Annotated in this window: 19 protein-coding genes; 15 read left to right on the top strand and 4 right to left on the bottom strand. The window is 61.8% G+C overall.

What is annotated here, in order from left to right:
- Nucleotides 1-94: 94 nt before the first annotated feature.
- On the bottom strand, nt 95-886 hold the full coding sequence (locus BKX96_RS13860; RefSeq protein ID WP_046816691.1) for a lysophospholipid acyltransferase family protein: 792 nt from the start codon (nt 884-886) through the stop codon (nt 95-97).
- The gene (gene olsB / locus BKX96_RS13855) at nt 886-1641 is read right to left on the bottom strand and encodes an L-ornithine N(alpha)-acyltransferase (protein ID WP_046816692.1); all 756 of its coding nucleotides are present in this window, start codon (nt 1639-1641) and stop codon (nt 886-888) included. Before olsB ends, BKX96_RS13860 begins: the two co-directional genes overlap by 1 nt.
- Before the next feature lie 155 nt (nt 1642-1796).
- On the opposite strand from olsB, the gene BKX96_RS13850 reads away from it, so the two are divergent.
- The 9 genes from BKX96_RS13850 to BKX96_RS13810 all read left to right on the top strand — a co-directional run bounded on the left by BKX96_RS13850 (nt 1797) and on the right by BKX96_RS13810 (nt 11067).
- Nucleotides 1797-2675, top strand: a complete 879-nt coding sequence (locus BKX96_RS13850) for an acyl-CoA dehydrogenase middle domain-containing protein (RefSeq protein WP_077184246.1) — start codon at nt 1797-1799, stop codon at nt 2673-2675.
- A 157-nt stretch (nt 2676-2832) separates the two neighbouring features.
- Nucleotides 2833-3924 (top strand): serine hydrolase domain-containing protein, encoded by a 1092-nt coding sequence (locus tag BKX96_RS13845; RefSeq protein ID WP_077184244.1) that lies wholly within the window; start codon nt 2833-2835, stop codon nt 3922-3924.
- Entirely contained in the window at nt 3921-4244 is a 324-nt protein-coding gene (locus BKX96_RS13840; protein ID WP_046816695.1) for a hypothetical protein, read from the top strand. Before BKX96_RS13845 ends, BKX96_RS13840 begins: the two co-directional genes overlap by 4 nt.
- Before the next feature lie 148 nt (nt 4245-4392).
- Nucleotides 4393-5568: a M20 aminoacylase family protein gene (locus BKX96_RS13835; RefSeq protein WP_046816696.1), complete on the top strand. Its 1176-nt coding sequence runs from the start codon at nt 4393-4395 to the stop codon at nt 5566-5568.
- Between the two features lie 81 nt (nt 5569-5649).
- On the top strand, nt 5650-6960 hold the full coding sequence (locus BKX96_RS13830; RefSeq protein ID WP_077184242.1) for a citrate-proton symporter: 1311 nt from the start codon (nt 5650-5652) through the stop codon (nt 6958-6960).
- A 2-nt stretch (nt 6961-6962) separates the two neighbouring features.
- Complete coding sequence (locus tag BKX96_RS13825; protein ID WP_077184241.1) at nt 6963-8405, top strand: amidase; 1443 nt, start codon at nt 6963-6965, stop codon at nt 8403-8405.
- 69 nt (nt 8406-8474) lie between these two features.
- Nucleotides 8475-9245 (top strand): IclR family transcriptional regulator, encoded by a 771-nt coding sequence (locus BKX96_RS13820; RefSeq protein ID WP_046816699.1) that lies wholly within the window; start codon nt 8475-8477, stop codon nt 9243-9245.
- 72 nt (nt 9246-9317) lie between these two features.
- Complete coding sequence (locus tag BKX96_RS13815) at nt 9318-9908, top strand: YceI family protein (RefSeq protein WP_046816700.1); 591 nt, start codon at nt 9318-9320, stop codon at nt 9906-9908.
- 1 nt (nt 9909) lies between these two features.
- Nucleotides 9910-11067: a phospholipase D-like domain-containing protein gene (locus BKX96_RS13810; RefSeq protein ID WP_077184239.1), complete on the top strand. Its 1158-nt coding sequence runs from the start codon at nt 9910-9912 to the stop codon at nt 11065-11067.
- A gap of 130 nt (nt 11068-11197) precedes the next feature.
- Here the strand turns inward: BKX96_RS13810 and bglX are convergent, their stop codons facing one another.
- Entirely contained in the window at nt 11198-13489 is a 2292-nt protein-coding gene (gene bglX / locus BKX96_RS13805) for a beta-glucosidase BglX (protein WP_077184237.1), read from the bottom strand.
- 260 nt (nt 13490-13749) lie between these two features.
- Between bglX and BKX96_RS13800 the strand changes: the two genes are divergently transcribed.
- From BKX96_RS13800 to BKX96_RS13780, 5 genes are all read left to right on the top strand, one after another.
- The gene (locus BKX96_RS13800) at nt 13750-14355 is read left to right on the top strand and encodes a LemA family protein (protein ID WP_046816703.1); all 606 of its coding nucleotides are present in this window, start codon (nt 13750-13752) and stop codon (nt 14353-14355) included.
- A 61-nt stretch (nt 14356-14416) separates the two neighbouring features.
- Complete coding sequence (locus tag BKX96_RS13795; protein ID WP_046816704.1) at nt 14417-15163, top strand: TPM domain-containing protein; 747 nt, start codon at nt 14417-14419, stop codon at nt 15161-15163.
- Between the two features lie 40 nt (nt 15164-15203).
- Nucleotides 15204-15821 carry a TPM domain-containing protein gene (locus BKX96_RS13790; protein WP_046816705.1) on the top strand — a complete coding sequence of 206 codons (618 nt, stop codon included), beginning with the start codon at nt 15204-15206 and terminating at the stop codon, nt 15819-15821.
- 134 nt (nt 15822-15955) lie between these two features.
- A complete protein-coding gene (locus BKX96_RS13785) occupies nt 15956-16258 on the top strand; it encodes a helix-turn-helix domain-containing protein (RefSeq protein WP_046816706.1) in 303 nt (100 codons plus the stop codon).
- Nucleotides 16245-16601 (top strand): putative holin, encoded by a 357-nt coding sequence (locus BKX96_RS13780; RefSeq protein WP_046816847.1) that lies wholly within the window; start codon nt 16245-16247, stop codon nt 16599-16601. The genes BKX96_RS13785 and BKX96_RS13780 overlap by 14 nt, the downstream gene beginning before the upstream one ends.
- A gap of 78 nt (nt 16602-16679) precedes the next feature.
- Here BKX96_RS13780 and BKX96_RS13775 read toward each other — a convergent pair whose 3' ends face one another.
- Nucleotides 16680-17108 (bottom strand): helix-turn-helix domain-containing protein, encoded by a 429-nt coding sequence (locus tag BKX96_RS13775; protein ID WP_256721545.1) that lies wholly within the window; start codon nt 17106-17108, stop codon nt 16680-16682.
- A gap of 300 nt (nt 17109-17408) precedes the next feature.
- Between BKX96_RS13775 and BKX96_RS13770 the strand changes: the two genes are divergently transcribed.
- Nucleotides 17409-17678, top strand: coding sequence for an Ogr/Delta-like zinc finger protein (locus tag BKX96_RS13770; protein WP_077184235.1), 270 nt, complete (start codon nt 17409-17411; stop codon nt 17676-17678).
- Nucleotide 17679: the final 1 nt, after the last annotated feature.

Here is a 17679-nt window from a genome sequence, read left to right as displayed (position 1 = left end):
TAGCGGTGTGTCATTCAACATCATTGTTGAGTGTTAAACCGAATCGCGAGCAGGCTCGCTCCCACAGGGGGTGTATTTTTTCAGGGCAATTGTCTCAGGCCGCGATGGCGGGGCGCATTGGGACTTGCTGCTTTTGCGGGATCTCACCAAACAACGCCTTTTGCACCGCCTGCTGCGCCTCGAATGCCAGTGCCGCACGTTCGCGACCTTCGCAGGCAATCGGCTTGAGCAGGTGAATCTCCACATCGCCGCGGTCATTGGCAAACAGGCGCATCAGGTGCGACAACAGGTCATCATCGCCAATGAACGGCGCCAGTGTGTCGGGCTCGCCGTTGCGCAGATAACGAATCGCCACCGGTTGCAGCGCCACTTGCGAGTCGATGGCGGCAGACAGCAGGCGACCATGGAAGGTGCGCAGCGAACGGCCGTCGGTGGTGGTGCCTTCGGGGAACATCAGCAGCGGGTGGGCGTGCGCCAGGTGTCGGGTCATTTGCTTGCGGATCAACTGGCTGTCACCCGAACCGCGACGGATGAACAGGCTGCCAGCCTTGGCTGCCAGCCAGCCCGCGACGGGCCAGGTGCGCACTTCGGCCTTGGACAGGAAGGACAGCGGCGTGAGCATCCCCAGCAGCGGAATATCGGTCCAGGACACGTGATTGCTGACCCACAGCATCGGCGCCTTCGGCAGTTGACCGTGCACCGTCACGGCAAAGGGCAGGGCGTTGCTCAGGCGCGCCATGAAAAAGCGCGACCAGCGCTGGCGGCGCTCCATCGAATGGGCCAGCCCCAATCGTTCGAATACACCGAACAGGGTTGCCATGCTCAGGCCGAGCCCGACCACCAGCAACACCCGGGCGATTCGCGCGTACACGCGCAAGCGACTCATTACACAGCCGCCTTGAAGTGTTTGGCGTAACGCGGGCAGAGTTCGTCGCGCTTGAGCAGGATGAACACATCGGCCACCTGGAAATCTTCGTCCCAGCACGGCTCGCCGCAGATCTTCGCGCCCAGGCGCATGTAGGCCTTGAGCAGCGGCGGCATTTCGGCGATCACGTTCGATGGAATATCCAGGGTCGGCAATGGCTTTTTCGGCTCGGCCCGCAGGTGTTCGGTGCACAGGTAGCGTTCGCGCAGACGCTGCATGATCGCGTGGGCCTGGATCCCGCCGTCCTGCATCGGAATGCTCGCGCACCCCATCAAGTAGCTGTAGCCGCCCTGGTTCAACACTTCGGCCAGCTCACCCCAGAGCACGGCGATGGTGCCGCCGTTGCGGTAGGCCGGGTCGACGCAGGTACGGCCGATCTCCAGGATCGGGCCTTGCAGATGGACCAGGCCGTGCAGGCTGAATTCTTCTTCGCTGTAGAATTTGCCCAGGCTGCTGGCGGCGGTGTGATCGAGCAGGCGGGTGGTCGCCACCAGGCGCCCGGTGTTCAGGTCGCGCACGCCGATGTGGGTGCAGTGAGCGTCATAGTCGTCCATGTCCAGGCCCAGCTCGGCACCTTTGAGCCTGGCGTTGAATTCGCCGCTGAACACGTTGAAGCGCAAGGCCTGGGCTTGCTGCAAAGCCTCGGCGCCCACCAGGCGTTCAGCTTGCAGGCGGCGTTCGTTGCCGGTGTCGCGGATGCGGGCGATCTGAGTCATGACGAATCTCCGTGCGGGCTGCTCACCCGTCTTTGGGTTACAGCGAATCGACTTTCTTTATCCAGCCTTGTTGTGCAAAGTCAGGCTATGTAGCCCCGGTGTCATCGCCATTAAGCTTTGGTGATGCTTGTATGACAGCCCTTGAGGAGCCTCTTATGCCCTGGCAAACCCTGTTGAACCGCCACGCTCGCTTGCCCGCCAACCCGGATCTGGGCGAGGGGTTCGCCACGTTGTTGCAGCAGCTGGGCAACGTCACCCCGTTTGAACTGGCCGTGGTCGGCGCACGGATGATGGCGACGCCGGGGCTGGCGTTCCTGGTGGGCTATCAGGCAGCGTTGCGCATGCTTTGGCCAAGTGCACCGTTGAGCCTTGGCGCGTTGTGCGCGACCGAACAGCGCAGTCTGCGGGTGGCTGACATGCAGACGCGCCTGGACGATTTGCGCTTGAGTGGTCGCAAGGATTTCGTCACCGCGGGCGATGCCGCCGACTGGCTGCTGATTGCTACCCGCAGCGAACAGTCCGGCGAGACTGCGCGCCTGAGTCTGGCGGTGGTCTACCCCGATGAGCCGGGCGTGAGGGTGGAAAAACTGCCGCCGATCCCGTTGATGCCGGACATCAGCCATGGCCGCTTGTTTCTGGACAACGCACTGTGCGAACTGCTGGCGGGGGATGGCTGGGATGCCTACGTCAAGCCGTTCCGAACCCTCGAAGACATCTATGTATTGAGTGCCATGACGGCCTGGCTGTACGGCGTCGGCCAGGACTGTGCCTGGCCGCAGGCCTTGCAATTGCGCTTGCTGGCGCTGCTGGCCGGGTGTGCGGAAGTCAGTCGACATCCCCCGGTCAGCCCGGCGGGGCATGTGTTGCTCGGTGGGTTGTTTGCGCAGTTCGAAGGGCTCAAGGATGAAGTCAATGAAGCGTTGGCCGAGGGGCCGCCGGAGTGGGCGGCGATGTGGCAGCGGGATCAGGCGGTGATGGATCTGGCGGCGGGTGCACGGGGCAAGCGACTGGCCAAGGCGTTGGCGGTGTATTGACGGGCGCCTTCGCGAGCAAGCCCGCTCCCACATGTTGAAATGCGTTCCCCTGTGGGAGCGGGCTTGCTCGCGAAGGCGGCCTCATTGGGGACACAAATCCCGGAACTGTCATCAACCTCGACTAGGCTCTGCAGGCTATTCCTTGCGAGCCCACGCCATGTTCAAAGGCTTGTCACTGATCTTCATGTTGCTCAGCCTGACGGCTCACGCCGAAAACTGGCCTGCCGAACAATGGTCGACCGGCCGGGAAGCGACCGGGCCGGCGCTTGAGGCGTTGGAGCAGTACGCTTTCCCACCCCGCGACGACACCACTCGCCAAGGCATCCGCACCGACGCCTTGCTCGTCATCCGCGATGGCCAGTTGATCTACGAACGCTACGCCGGCCCGACCACCGCCGAAACGCCGCATCTCACCTGGTCCATCAGCAAAAGCCTGATGGCCACGGTCCTCGGCGTGGCGTATGGCGAAGGCGGGTTCAAGCTGCAGGACCCGGTGGTCAAATTCTATCCACCCCTGCAAAAACACCCGGACCTGACCATGGCCGACCTGCTGCACTGGGCCTCGGGTCTGGACTGGCAGGAAGATTACGAATACGCACCGCTCAATTCCTCGGTGGTGGCCATGCTCTACACCCGAGGTCATCGGGACATGGCTGCCTTCACCGCGAATCACGGCACCTACGCGGCACCGGGGCAGTCGTTTCGTTACGCCAGTGGCGACACGAATCTGCTGTCCGCCGCGCTGAAAACCATCGTCGGTGCAGAGCGCTACGCGGACTACCCATGGATCGCGCTGTTCAACCCCCTGGGCATTCGCCGAGCGACCTGGGAAACCGATGCCACGGGAACCTTCGTCGCCTCGTCCTATGCCTACCTGACCGCCCGGGATCTGGCCCGCATCGGCCTGTTGATGGCGCGGGACGGTCGCTGGGGCGATAGACAACTGCTGCCCAAAGACTGGGTGGCATTCAATCGCGAGCCCTTCGCGGGCTATCGCGCCTACCAGGATGAGGCGGTGCCCGGTGGCCACTGGTGGCTCAATCGTGCAGTCGACGGGGGCGCCCGGCCCTGGCCCGATGCACCCGCCGATACGTTTGCCGCCCTGGGCCATTGGGGCCAGGCGATGTATGTAATTCCCGGGGAAAACCTGGTGATCGTGCGCTATGGCGATGATCGCGATGGCCTCTACCAGCACAACGAATTGCTCAAGCTCGCGCTGAAGGCCTTTGCCGGGACGGTGAAACCATGAGCGGTTTCATGAGACGCCGACCGATCAGTTCATTGTTGTTGATCCTGCTGCTCGCCTTGCTTGGCTGGATCTGGCAGGAGCGGATGGCGCTGTGGGCATTCCCGGACATCATCAGCGCCTACACCGCCAAGGAGTATTGTTCGTGCCGCTACGTGATGAACAACGACGCTGGCTATTGCCGTGGCTACGTCAGGCAATGGCTGCCCACCAGCGGCTTTACCGATGACGCTGCCGGCAAGCGCGTCACGGTCAGCGGGCTGGGGCGCAGCAATATTGCCGTGTGGGTCGGCGAGCACCAAGGCTGTCGCCTTAACCCCTGACCTGCAGGTTCCATCTGGTGGAACCACATTCGATTGTCCTCGCGCGCGACTCGCGGTTATCTGGTGGCGAGCGCGACCTGCCTTTCAAGCGTCGCGAAATCACTACGAACAAAAAGAACGGGAATACACCCGGCCTGAGGAAATCGTCATGACCCGACATCAACACATTCTGGCCTGGCTCAACGACGTCGCCAGCGACCTGCACGCCACCCGCCAGGACATCCACGCCCACCCGGAACTCGGCTTCGAGGAAAACCGCACGTCGGCGCTGGTAGCCAAATCGCTTTCGCAATGGGGCTACGAAGTGCATACGGGCATCGGCAAGACCGGAGTGGTCGGCGTTCTGCGCAACGGCAACAGCCCGCGCAAACTCGGCTTGCGCGCGGACATGGACGCGCTGCCGATCATCGAGAATACCGGCGCGGCCTACAGCAGCCGACACCAGGGCTGCATGCACGCCTGTGGGCACGACGGCCATACCACGATGCTGTTGGGCGCGGCGCGCTACCTGGCGGCGACGCGTCAGTTCGATGGCACCCTGACCCTGATTTTCCAGCCGGCCGAGGAAGGCCAGGGCGGCGCCGAAGCGATGCTCGCCGATGGCTTGCTCGAGCGTTTTCCCTGCGACGCACTGTTCGGCATGCACAACATGCCGGGCCTGCCAGCGGGGCACCTGGGCTTTCGCGAAGGGCCGATGATGGCCTCGCAGGATCTGCTCAACGTCTCCATTGAAGGCGTCGGCGGACACGGCTCGATGCCGCATCTGGCGGTCGATCCGCTGGTGGCAGCGGCCAGCGTGGTCATGGCCCTGCAAACCGTGGTCGCGCGCAACATCGATGCGCAGCAGGCGGCGGTGGTGACGGTCGGTGCATTGCAGGCCGGGGAGGCGGCCAACGTCATTCCCCAACAGGCGACCCTGCGCCTGAGCCTGCGTGCATTGAATGCCCAGGTGCGTGAGCAGACCCTCGAGCGGGTGTGCGCGATCATCGAATCCCAGGCCCGCAGTTTTGGTTGCAGCTCGACAATCGAACACCGTCCGGCCTATCCGGTGCTGGTCAACCACGCCGCCGAAACCGAGTTCGCCCGGCAAGTCGGCGTCGAGCTGGTCGGCGCCGACGCGGTCGATGGCAACACGCCCAAGCTGATGGGCAGCGAAGACTTCGCCTGGATGCTGCAACGTTGTCCCGGCGCCTACCTGTTCATCGGCAACGGCGTATCGCGCCCGATGGTGCACAACCCCGCCTACGACTTCAACGACGACATCCTGCTGACCGGCGCGGCGTATTGGGGCGCGCTGGCCGAGAGCTGGCTCAAGCCGGCCTGACCCTTTCACTTTCTACTGCCGCTGGACCCGGGTGCGCCAAGTCGCGCCCGACATCACCCAACAGGTTTCTGGAGAGTTCCCATGCACACTTCGAGCACAGGTGTTTCGCGCACCCGGCAGGTGGTTGCGGCCGTTATCGGCAACGCGCTGGAATGGTATGACTTCATTGTCTACGGCTTTCTGGCGAGCATCATCGCCCGGCAATTTTTCCCCTCCGAAGACGAGTACGCGTCGCTGCTGATGGCCTTGGCGACCTTCGGCGTAGGTTTCTTCATGCGCCCGGTGGGCGGCGTCTTGCTGGGCATGTATTCGGACCGCAAGGGACGCAAGGCGGCGATGCAGATGATCATCCGCCTGATGACCGTGTCGATCGCGCTGATCGCCTTCGCGCCGAACTACGCCGCCATCGGCATGGGCGCACCGCTGCTGATCGTGGTCGCGCGGATGCTCCAGGGTTTCGCCACCGGTGGCGAATACGCCAGCGCCACCGCCTTCCTGGTGGAAAGCGCGCCAGCGCACCGCAAGGGGCTGTACGGCTCGTGGCAATTGGTCGGGCAATGCCTGGCGGTGTTTTCCGGAGCGGGGATGGTGGCGCTGTTCACCCATCTGCTGACCCCCGAGGCGCTGGACAGCTGGGGCTGGCGGATTCCCTTCATGATCGGCCTGTTGATCGGCCCGGTCGGGCTGTGGATTCGCAAGCACATGGAGGAACCGGAGGAGTTTCTCGAAGCGCGCAAACAAGCCAAAGGCGAGAGCCCGAGTTTGCTGCAAGTGATCCGCGAACATCGTCGCGCCATTCTGGTATCAATGGGCCTGGCCTGTGGCGCGACAGTGTCGTTCTACGTGGTGCTGGTGAACATGCCGACCTTCGCCCACAAGAACCTCGGCCTGCCGCTGGACCAGGTGCTGCTGGTGCAGATGCTCGCCGTGGCGGTGATGACCGTGGTGATTCCGCTGTCGGGCGCCTTGTCTGACCGCCTCGGCCGGCGTCCGGTGTTGATGGCCTTCACCCTGGCGTTTTTCCTGATGGTCTATCCGTTGTACGTGTGGGTCGCGGCGGCGCCCTCGGTGGAGCGTTTGCTGGTGATGCAACTGTTGCTGTGCACGGCGATTGGCGGTTTTTTCGGCCCGGCACCGACGGCGCTGGCCGAGCAGTTTCCGATTGAAGTGCGCTCCACCGGGGTGTCGGTGGCCTATAACGTGGCGGTCATGGTGTTCGGCGGTTTTGCCCCGCTGATCGTGACCTGGCTGAGCAAGGTCCTGGCCACGCCGGTGGCACCGTCGTTCTACGTGTTGTTCGCTTGCGTGCTGACGCTATTGGGCACTTACTGCATGCAGGAGGCACCACGGGCAAAGAAATCCGTTGCACTTAACCTTGGGGTGAAACCTTGAGCATGAATCCGATTGTTGAAATGGACGCTGATGCGCTGTCCCGGGCGATCCACGCGCGCCATGTGTCCTGCCGTGAAGTGATGCAGGCTTATCTGGCGCAGATCGAGCGCTTCAACCCGCAGGTCAATGCGCTGGTGTCGCTGCGACCGGCCGAGGAGTTGCTGGCAGAGGCCGATGCCTGCGACCGACAATTGGCCCAGGGCCAGTCCCGGGGCTGGATGCACGGCATGCCGCAAGCGGTCAAGGACCTGGCCGCCACCGCCGGTTTGCGCACGACCATGGGCTCGCCGCTGTTCGCCGAGCAAGTCCCGCTGCACGACGCCATCAGCGTGGCGCGAGTGCGTGCCAGCGGCGCGATCATCATCGGCAAGAGCAACGTACCGGAATTCGGCCTCGGCTCGCACACCTACAACAGCGTGTTCGGCACCACCACCAATGCCTACGATCCGTCGCTGGTCGCCGGTGGCAGCAGCGGCGGGGCGGCGGTGGCGCTGGCGTTGCGCATGCTGCCGGTGGCCGACGGCAGTGACATGATGGGTTCGTTGCGCAATCCGGCGGCGTTCAACAACGTGTTCGGTTTGCGCCCGTCCCAGGGCCGCGTGCCACACGGTCCGCAGCCCGAAGTTTTTGTCCAGCAACTGGCCACCGAAGGACCGATGGGGCGCACCGTCACCGATGTCGCCCGCTTGCTCGGCACCCAGGCCGGTTACGACCCGCGCGTGCCGTTGTCGCTGACTCAGGACCCGGAGATTTTCCATCAGTCGCTGGCGCAGGATTTTCGTGAGGTTCGCCTCGGCTGGCTGGGCGATTACAACGGCTACCTGCCAATGGAGCCTGGCGTGATGAGCCTGTGCGAGTCGGCGCTGCAGGACTTCGCAGAGCTGGGTTGCAAGGTTGAAGCCTGTCAGCCGGATTTCTCCATGGAACGCCTGTGGCAGACCTGGCTGGTGCACCGTCACTGGCTGGTGCAAGGTGGCCTCGGCGCGCTGTATGCCGACCCGCACAAACGCGAACAGCTCAAACCCGAAGCCCAATGGGAGATCGAGGGTGGCCTGCGCCTGACGGCAGCGGATGTCTATCAGGCCTCGGTCGGTCGCAGCGAGTGGTATCGCGCCTTGAACGAGTTGTTCGAGCGTTACGACTTCCTGCTGCTGCCCACGGCCCAAGTGTTTCCTTTTGATGCACAAACCCCTTGGCCGCGCGTCGTCGGCGGGCGGAACATGGACACTTATCACCGCTGGATGGAGGTGGTGATCGGCCCCACCCTGGCCGGCTTGCCGAGCATGAACGTGCCGGTGGGCTTCAACCCGGCCGGCCTGCCGATGGGCCTGCAGATCATAGGCCCGGCCCAGGCCGACCGCGCGGTGTTGCAGCTCGCTTATGCCCACGAACAGTTGACCCAGTGGGTCAAGCGCCGGCCGCCCGGTTGTCTGCCAAGTGCGTGAAACCGGTGGGCAGGCCCACATCTTGCTGCAAGAAGCGATCATCCATCAGCGCCCAAGGAGATCGAACACATGGACAGCAAGGCAGAAACCGGCAGTGTACGTTCCGTCGAGCGCGCCCTGGCGATCGTCGAGTTGCTGGGCGAGCATCAGGCGCTGGGCCTGGAGGAGTTGCACTACCTGACCCGTCTGCCCAAGGCCACGGTGTCGCGCATGTTGCTGACCTTGCAGGAGCAAGGCTGGATCTATCGCGGCTTGAGCGACCGGCGTTACCGCTTGTGTGCCAGGCGCCTGTTCGGTGACAGTCGGCAGCGCTTCAAGCGGCGCCTGGTGGAGAACGCCGCACCGCTGCTGCTGGAATTGAGCGAGCGGACCGGGCTGGTGGCGGACCTGTCGTGCTTCGATGGCGAGCGGGTGGAGGTGATGGAAAGTGCGATCCCTGCCGTGCTGCGCAAGCGCTATCCGAACAACTGCCAGATCGTCGGCCAGCACGCCAGCCTGTTCCACTCGGCCATGGGCCGGGCCTGCCTGGGTGAGCTGCAAAGCGATGAAGTGGCGCGTCTGGCCGAGCGTGAGCGACTGAGCGATGAATCCCTGTTCAACGCCACCCAACAGGCATTGCATCAAGGCTTCGGCCAGCGCACCGAAGGCTACTGGGAATACCCGGTGCGATTACCTTTCCTGATTCGCGCGGTGGCCTTGCCGATTCACACCGATGGCCGGCTGGTCGGCAGCATGGCGTTGCACTGGCCGATGGATCAGGCGCCGGTGGAACGGGTGCTGAGCCTGCACCTGAGCAGCCTCGCCGCGACCATTGGCGATGTGCAGCAGGCGATGGCCTGATAGTTAAAGCGGTTTGCAATAGCGCCACGGGCAGTTAAGGTTCAGCACAGGTTTATCTGCCCCAGAGTTTCTATGTTCAAGCGGTCTGTCTGCAAAACCCTCGCCTGCCTGCTGTTGGCCGGCGCATCGCTGTCGGCCCAGGCCAACTGGTACCTGGACGGCGAGTCCTCGCGGCTGTCGTTCGTCAGCACCAAAAACGCCAATGTTTCCGAAGTGCAGCGCTTCCTGGTGTTGCACGGCAAAGTCGATCCCAGCGGAAAAGCCGAAGTGGAGGTCGAGCTGGAGTCGGTCAACAGTGGCATTCCGTTGCGCGATGAGCGCATGCGCAAGGCGCTGTTCGAGATCGACAGGTTTGCCGAAGCCCTGATCAGCACGCAAATCGACCTGCGCCCGATCAACGACCTCGCCCCCGGCGCGCAACTGGAATTGCGCCTGCCACTGATGGTCGACCTGCACGGCAAGCAGCACACCTACAACGCCGAACTGCTGGCCACCCGTCTCGATGACCGACGTTTCCAGGTGGTGACCCTGGAGCCGGTGGTGATCAATGCCGAAGACTTTGATCTGGCGCCCGGGCTGGAAGCGTTGCGCAAGGTCGCCGGCCTGTCGGCCATCAGTCTGTCGGTGCCGGTGGGTGCGGTGCTGATCTTCACGGCGCGCTGACATGGCTGGTCCGATCTTTCCCTGGCGTGAAGGCAATCGCTTCGAATTGCTGGTCGACGGCCCGCAATTTTTCCCGCGCATGTTGGTGGCGATTGCCCGTGCCGAAGAACAGGTTGAACTGGAGCTTTACCTGGTGGAGGCGGGCGCTTGCGCCGAAGCCATGGTTCAGGCACTGGTCCAGGCCGCCGAGCGCGGTGTGCGGGTGCGCTGCCTGTTCGATGATTACGGCAGCCTCGCTTTTACCCTGACCCTGCGCCAGCGACTGACGGCCGCGGGCGTCGAGCTGCGTTTCTACAATCGCCTGAGCTGGCGACGCTGGGTCGGTAATTTCTACCGAGATCACCGCAAGCTGTTGCTGGTGGACCAGAGTCTGGCGGTGGTCGGTGGCACCGGTGTGACCGATGAATTCTGGACGCCGAACGAAGACGTCAGCGAGTGGCACGAAGTGATGGTGGGAATCACTGGCCCGCTGGTGCTCGACTGGCAATTGCTGTTCGACCGCCAATGGATCGCCAACCGCCATCGTCGCGCCTGGCGACCGGCTGCGCATTTCGGTCTGCCGCGCCTGCCCCGCGTGCCGTCCACGGGGGAGGGCATGGGCCGTGTCGCCTATGCCGACGCCCGCCAGCACCGGGATATCCTGCAATCGCTGATTCGTGCATTGAACAGCGGACACAAACGCATCTGGCTGGCCACGCCGTATTTCCTGCCGACCTGGAAAGTCCGCCGTTCACTGCGCCGCGCGGCCTCCCGCGGCGTCGATGTGCGGCTGCTGCTGACCGGTCCGCGCACCGATCATCCTTCAGTGCGTTACGCCGGGCATCGCTACTACCCGCGACTGCTCAAGTCCGGGGTGAAAATTTTCGAATACCAGCCGTGTTTCCTGCATCTGAAAATGGTCCTGATCGATGATTGGGTGAGCATTGGTTCGTGCAATTTCGATCACTGGAATTTGCGATTCAACCTGGAGGCCAACCTTGAAGCGCTGGACCCTGGGTTGACCCGTGACGTGATGGCGAGTTTCGAGAAGGACTTCTCGCTTAGCCAGGAAGTGAGCCTGGAGGCATGGCAACGCCGACCGCTGTGGAAACGGGTCAAGCAGCGGGCGTGGGGGTGGGTGGATCGGTTGGTGGTCAATCTGCTGGATCGAAGGGGATAGTCGCTACACCCAATACCCTTGTAGGAGCTGGCTTGCCAGCGAAGAGGCCATAACATTCAACATCTTCGTTGGATGTTAGGCCGCCTTCGCTGGCAAGCCAGCTCCGACAAGGGGCGCGGAGTTTGAACGGTTAGAGCAACTCGAAGCTCTGCTGCGTCACATCCTGTGAATCCAGGCCGATCTGCACGTTGAACTTGCCTGGCTCCGCCGCGAACTTGAGCTGGGTGTTGTAGAACTTCAGGTCGTCTTCGGTGATGGTGAAGTGCACGACTTTCTGTTCACCGGCCTTGAGCATGACCTTCTGGAAGTTCTTCAGCTCCTTGATCGGGCGGATCATCGAGCCGGTCTCGTCCTGGATGTACAGCTGCACCACGGTTTCGCCGTCACGCTTGCCGGTGTTTTTCACCGTGATGCTGGCGTCGAGCTTGCCGGTCTTGTTCAGCGTGGTCGACGACAGCGCCATGTCGCTCAGGCTGAAATCGGTGTAGCTGAGGCCATAACCAAACGGGTACAGCGGGCCTGTAGTGTCATCGAAGTATTGCGAGGTGTAGTTGCCCGGTTTGCCCGGCGTGAATGGCCGGCCAATGGTCAGGTGGTTGTAGTAGGTCGGAATCTGGCCCACCGAGCGCGGGATGCTGATCGGCAGTTTGCCTGACGGGTTGTAGTCGCCGAACAGCACGTCGGCGATGGCGTTGCCGCCCTCGGTGCCGCTGAACCAGGTTTCCAGGATCGCGTCCGCCTGTTCTTTCTCCTCGAGAATCGTCAGCGGGCGGCCGTTCATCAACACCAGTACCAGCGGTTTGCCAGTGGCCTTCAGGGCACGGATCAGCTCGCGCTGGTTTTGCGGAATATCGAGATCGGTACGGCTCGACGATTCGTGGGACATGCCGCGGGACTCACCCACGGCGGCAACCACTACGTCGGCATTCCTGGCCGCTTTCACCGCTTCGTCGATCAGCACGTTCGCCGGACGCGGGTCATCCACCACTTCCGGGGCGTCGAAGTTGAGGAAGTTCAGGTAACCGAGGATGTTCTTGTCGCTCGTGATGTTGGCACCACGGGCGTAGATCAGTGTCGATTTATCACCCAGGGCGTTGGTCATGCCGTCGAACAGGGTCACCGATTGCGCCGGCCGGCCGGCGGCGGCCCAGCTGCCCATCATGTCGATCGGGGCCTTGGCCAGCGGGCCGACCAGGGCGATTCTCGCGGTTTTCTTCAGGGGCAGTGTTTCGCCCTGGTTCTTCAGCAACACCAGGCTGCGGCGCGCCACATCACGGGCTTCGGCACGGTGCAGGCGGCTGTCGGCGTAGGTGTCGACCGGATCATCCTCGGCCTTGCCAATGCGCAGGTACGGGTCCTTGAACAGGCCCATGTCGTACTTGGCGTCCAATACTGCACGCACCGCGTTGTCGATGTCGCTCTGCTGGATCTCGCCGGCCTTGAGCAGCCCTGGCAGCTCTTTGCCGTAGAGGGTGTCGTTCATGCTCATGTGGATGCCGGCCTTGATCGCCAGCTTCGCGGCTTCACGACCGTCGGCGGCAACGCCGTGCTTGATCAGCTCGAAAATCGCCCCGTGGTCGCTGACCGCCAGGCCCTTGAAGCCCCATTCCTTGCGCAGCAGGTCGTTCATCAGCCAGGTGTTGGCAGTGGCCGGCACGCCGTTGATAGAGTTCAACGCGACCATCACCCCGCCAGCGCCGGCGTCAATCGCGGCGCGGTACGGCGGCAGGTAATCCTGGTACATCTTGACCGGGCTCATGTCGACCACGTTGTAGTCTCGACCGCCTTCAACGGCGCCATACAGGGCGAAGTGCTTGACGCTGGCCATGATGCTGTCGGCGGCGTTCGCACCAGCACCCTGGAACGCCTTGACCATCACGCCGGCAATGCGCGACACCAGGTAAGTGTCTTCGCCAAAGCCTTCGGACGTACGGCCCCAGCGCGGATCGCGGGAGATGTCGACCATCGGTGCGAAGGTGATGTCGAGGCTGTCAGCCGCAGCTTCCTTGGCGGCAATGCGCCCGGACAGGCCAATGGCATCCATGTCCCAGCTCGACGCCAGGGCCAGCGGAATCGGGAAAATGGTGCGGTGGCCGTGGATCACGTCGTAGGCGAAGAACATCGGGATCTTCAGGCGGCTGCGCATGGCCGCGTCCTGCATCGGACGGTTTTCCGGGCGGGTGATCGAGTTGAAGGTACCGCCGATGTTGCCCGCCGCGATTTCCTTGCGAATCATTTCGCGCGGCATTTCCGGCCCGATGCTGATCAGGCGCAACTGGCCGATTTTTTCTTCGAGGGTCATTTGCTTCATCAGGTTGCTGACGAAAGCGTCCTTGTTCTCCAGGGGTGCGGGCGTCGTGGCGGCCAGTACGTTATGACTGGCCAGGCTGACGAACAGGCCCAGCAAACACAGCTTCTTCATGAATAGTTTTCTCAAGGGCCCAAGCGGCGATGTACACGCCGGCCAGCCAAAATTTAGGGAGCGACTATTGTTGTTCGGGTGCTGACTCAAAAAGCGACAGCCGAAAATGGCAGTCGAACACCGGAAGCGGTTTTTGTGCAGGGCATTTTTTAGCCCATTTGCCCCGACGCGATCCAGTGCCGCGCCGATTATGCCCGAAGAGCCGGCCGAGAGGGTCGCCGGTTGTTTTTTCCATGACATGTGAACGGAGCATCACTCTGATGAATGTACGACAGTCTTACCGGTCGAGCCTGCAAGTGGTCACGTTGCTGGTGCTGGCCACATTGCTCACCGCCTGTGGCATCAACAACATCCCGACCCTCGATGAACAGGCCAAGGCTGCCTGGGGCCAGGTGCAAAACCAGTATCAGCGTCGCGCCGACCTGATTCCCAACCTGGTGGAAACCGTCAAGGGCTACGCCGCGCATGAACAGGACACCCTGACGGCCGTGATCGAAGCCAGGGCCAAGGCCACCTCGATCCAGGTCGATGCCTCCACGCTCGACAACCCGGAAAAACTCAAGCAGTACCAACAGGCCCAGGATCAGCTCAGCGGCGCCTTGAGCCGCCTGATGGTGGTGTCCGAGCGCTATCCGGACCTCAAGGCCAACCAGAACTTCCTTGCCCTGCAATCGCAGCTTGAAGGCACCGAGAACCGGATCAGCGTAGCCCGGCGTGACTTCATCCTGGCGGTGCAGAAATACAACACCGAGATCCGCACGTTCCCCGGTCGCCTGTGGCACACCGTGATGTACAGCAACCTTCCGGAACGCCAGACATTCGAGGCCACGCCCGGTTCAGAGAAGCCACCCGAGGTCAAATTCTGAATCCTTGATGGCAGATAAATGACCCCTGTAGGAGCTGCCGCAGGGACGTGCGAGGTTGCCAATGCGAGTGTTGAAGATCGGCCTGGTGGTGTTGCTGGGGCTGTTTGCCCTGGCGGTCCAGGCCCAATTGAAGTTCCCGGAACTGACCGGACGGGTGGTGGATAACGCCCAGATGATCGAGCCAGCAGTGCGCGAGCAGCTGGTTCAGCAGTTGCAGGCCCATGAAAAGACCACTGGCGAGCAATTGGTGGTGGTCACGCTTGCCAACCTGCAGGGCACCGATATCGCCGATTTTGGCTATCAACTGGGCCGCTACTGGGGTATCGGCCAGAAAGACAAGAACAACGGCGCGCTGCTGATTGTTGCCCGTGATGAGCGCAAACTGCGCATCGAAGTCGGCTATGGCCTGGAAGATCGCCTGACCGACGCCCAGAGTTCGGTGATCATCCACCAGGTCATCACCCCGGCGTTCAAGGCTGGCAATTACAGCAAGGGCATCAGCGACGGGGTGGCAGCGATGCTGGTGGTGCTGGGCGGCAATCCCCTGGACGAGCCCTCGACGGTCTATGAGTCCAGCGGCGATCCGGGAGACGATTTCGTCTCGCGGCACCCGGGGTTGTTCGTGTTCCTGGTGTTGTTGTTCATTCTGACAGTATTTGTTTGCCAGATGCTCGGTATCCTTCCCTCCGGTCGTGGGGGCTCCGGTGGTTCCGGTGGCGGTTTTGGTGGCGGCGGTTTTGGCGGTGGCGGCGGGTTCAGCGGCGGCGGGGGCAGTTTCGGTGGCGGCGGTTCGTCGGGCGGCTGGTAATGACTCGGCAGAAAAACAATAGCGAGCAGGCATTCAACACATGGCATTACTGACTGAACACGAACAACGCAAGGTGGCCGAGGCGATTGCCCGGGTCGAGCGCGACACCGACGCGGAGCTGGTCACCGTGCTCGCGGCCCGGGCCGATGACTACGTGTACATCCCGCTGCTCTGGGCCAGCCTGCTGGCATTGGTGGTGCCGGGGATCGTGCATTACCTGACGGGCTGGCTGACCTTGCACAGCCTGCTGCTGGTGCAATGGATCACCTTCATCGTGCTGTGCCTGGTATTGCGGTTACCGAAAATCACCACGCACCTGGTTCCTCGTTCGGTACGCCACTGGCGCGCCTCGAACCTGGCGCGCCGGCAATTCCTCGAACAGAACCTGCACCATACGGTCGGCAGCACCGGCATCCTGATTTTCGTCTCTGAAGCCGAGCGCTATGTGGAAATCCTGGTGGATGAGGGTATTTCCAGTCGGCTGGACAACAGCCATTGGGACGCGATTGTCGCGGCGTTCACCCGGCAGGTGCGACAGGGCCAGACGTTGCAGGGCTTCGTGGCCTGCGTCGAGGCGTGCGGCGAATTGCTCAAGGTGCACGTCCCGGTGACGCATGTACGCAACGAACTGCCTAACCGCCTGGTCGTGCTCAGCTAAGCGGGCCGTCGAACACTTTTGTAACGCCTGGCGGTACAACTGCGGCCGGTTGTCTGGCTGCTGCCCGGTCTTCAACATCTCCCTCCAACAGCGAACGCCCTGTGACGGGCGTTCTGACGTAGAGGGAGGTACTTATGTCAACGCATCGACCACTCGATTATTTTGCCGGTGCCGCGTCTGACGGCGCGGCAAATGAACCGCCGGTCCATCTGACGGCGAAAGAATCACAAGCCTTGATGTGGTGCTACAGGGGCAAGACTTCCTGGGAAATCGCCAGGATTCAGGATTGCTCGCCGACCACGATCAACTTTCACTTTTCCAATATTCGCCGCAAGTTTGCTGTCAGGTCCCGTCATGCTGCCTTGCTCAAAGCCATTGAGTCGGGCGTCATTTGTGTCGACAGCGTCGATGAGCGAGGTGGTCATGAACTTGTCTGATTCGGCCTATAACAGTATCAGTGGCCTGCTACTGGGATTGGGGATCGCGACGCTGCCTTCGATTGATGGCGAAGCGCTATTCGGTGCATCGCTCGGGGCGTGGCTGGTCATCACCACTCGTGCTGACTTCAAGACCTGGCAGCGTATCGGCTCCTGGTTGCTGTCGGCGGGCGTTGGCTATCTGTTTACCCCTGTCGCGCTGCCGCTGGCACCTTTCCTGACCGAAGGGGTAACGGCATTTCTTTGCGCGCTGATCATTATTCCCATCAGCGTCAAGCTCATGCAGTGGGTCGACGGCGCTGGCCTGGGTGAAATCATTGAGCGCCTGAAAGGACGACGCTGATGGGTATCAACTTGTCATGAACACGTGCAGCGGGACATTGCGGGTGTGACGCGCCTTCAAGTAAGCGGCCATATGACATTATGTTTCGTTCGACTGTTGCAGTGTCGACAGGATAGACGCCATCTCTGAAAGTTTGAGTTCCATTTCACGCAGGCGACGTTTTTCCTCCAGGGCATTTTGTATGGCGCAGCGATCTTCTTCACTAAGCAATCGCCACATGGAGAGAATTGTATCTTCCCGAGTGGCTGTTTCCTGACTGAGTTCCGAGGCATTAACAGCGGCGCTATGGCGCAGGATCGGTCCTTCACCCAGCAGCAACCAGTCGAGCGAAACGCCGCGCGATTGAGCGATTTCTACGCATAATGAGTATGGCGTACTGTCACGACCCTTCCAGCTGCTAAGGGTCTGTGGGCTGATTTGTAGCGCAGAAGACAAGGAGGCATCGCTTTTGGTGCCGGTTATTTGCTTCAGTCGCGCTAAAACAGCTTGTGATTTTTTGCTACGCAATTTGAGCCTATTCCTTTTGACACATGCTGTTTGAGTGCTTAACGTATGCGCGATGAGTACTTTTTTTATTATGAGTAATCAATTTTCAACTATGAGTCAGATGAATTTGATGTCGAAACTTCCTAATGGTAGCAGGGTGATTTCCTACATGTTTGGTTCTTACCCATTACGCCGTTGTTCATTGCACTTTCTTTTTTCGGGGGCGCGTTACTTGCAGTGCCGGGTGGCAGCGATCATCACATCAAGCAGTATTGCGTTTGATTATGTTGATTACCACCCGATGAACAGCAGGATCCAGGCATGAGTACTTACAAGATGGTTTGTCCACACTGCTTGAGCCGGATGCGCATCCGCACCAGCGAGGGCCGTCATATTTTCCTGCGGGTAGCGTACTTGCAATGCACGTCGGAAGACTGCGGCTGGTCGGTACGGGCAGAGTTCGAGATGACCCACGAACTTTCACCCAGTGGAATGCCCAACCCCGCCGTGCACTTGCCTTTCGCCGGGCCCGATTTGCGGCGCGACGCGCGCCCGGTTGCGCCGCCGACCACGGCGTCGCCGGAGTCATGAA

The organism is Pseudomonas putida, from assembly GCF_001976065.1.
Taxonomy (GTDB): Bacteria; Pseudomonadota; Gammaproteobacteria; order Pseudomonadales; family Pseudomonadaceae; genus Aquipseudomonas; species Aquipseudomonas serbica.
This window is presented reverse-complemented; position numbering and strand designations above follow the sequence as displayed.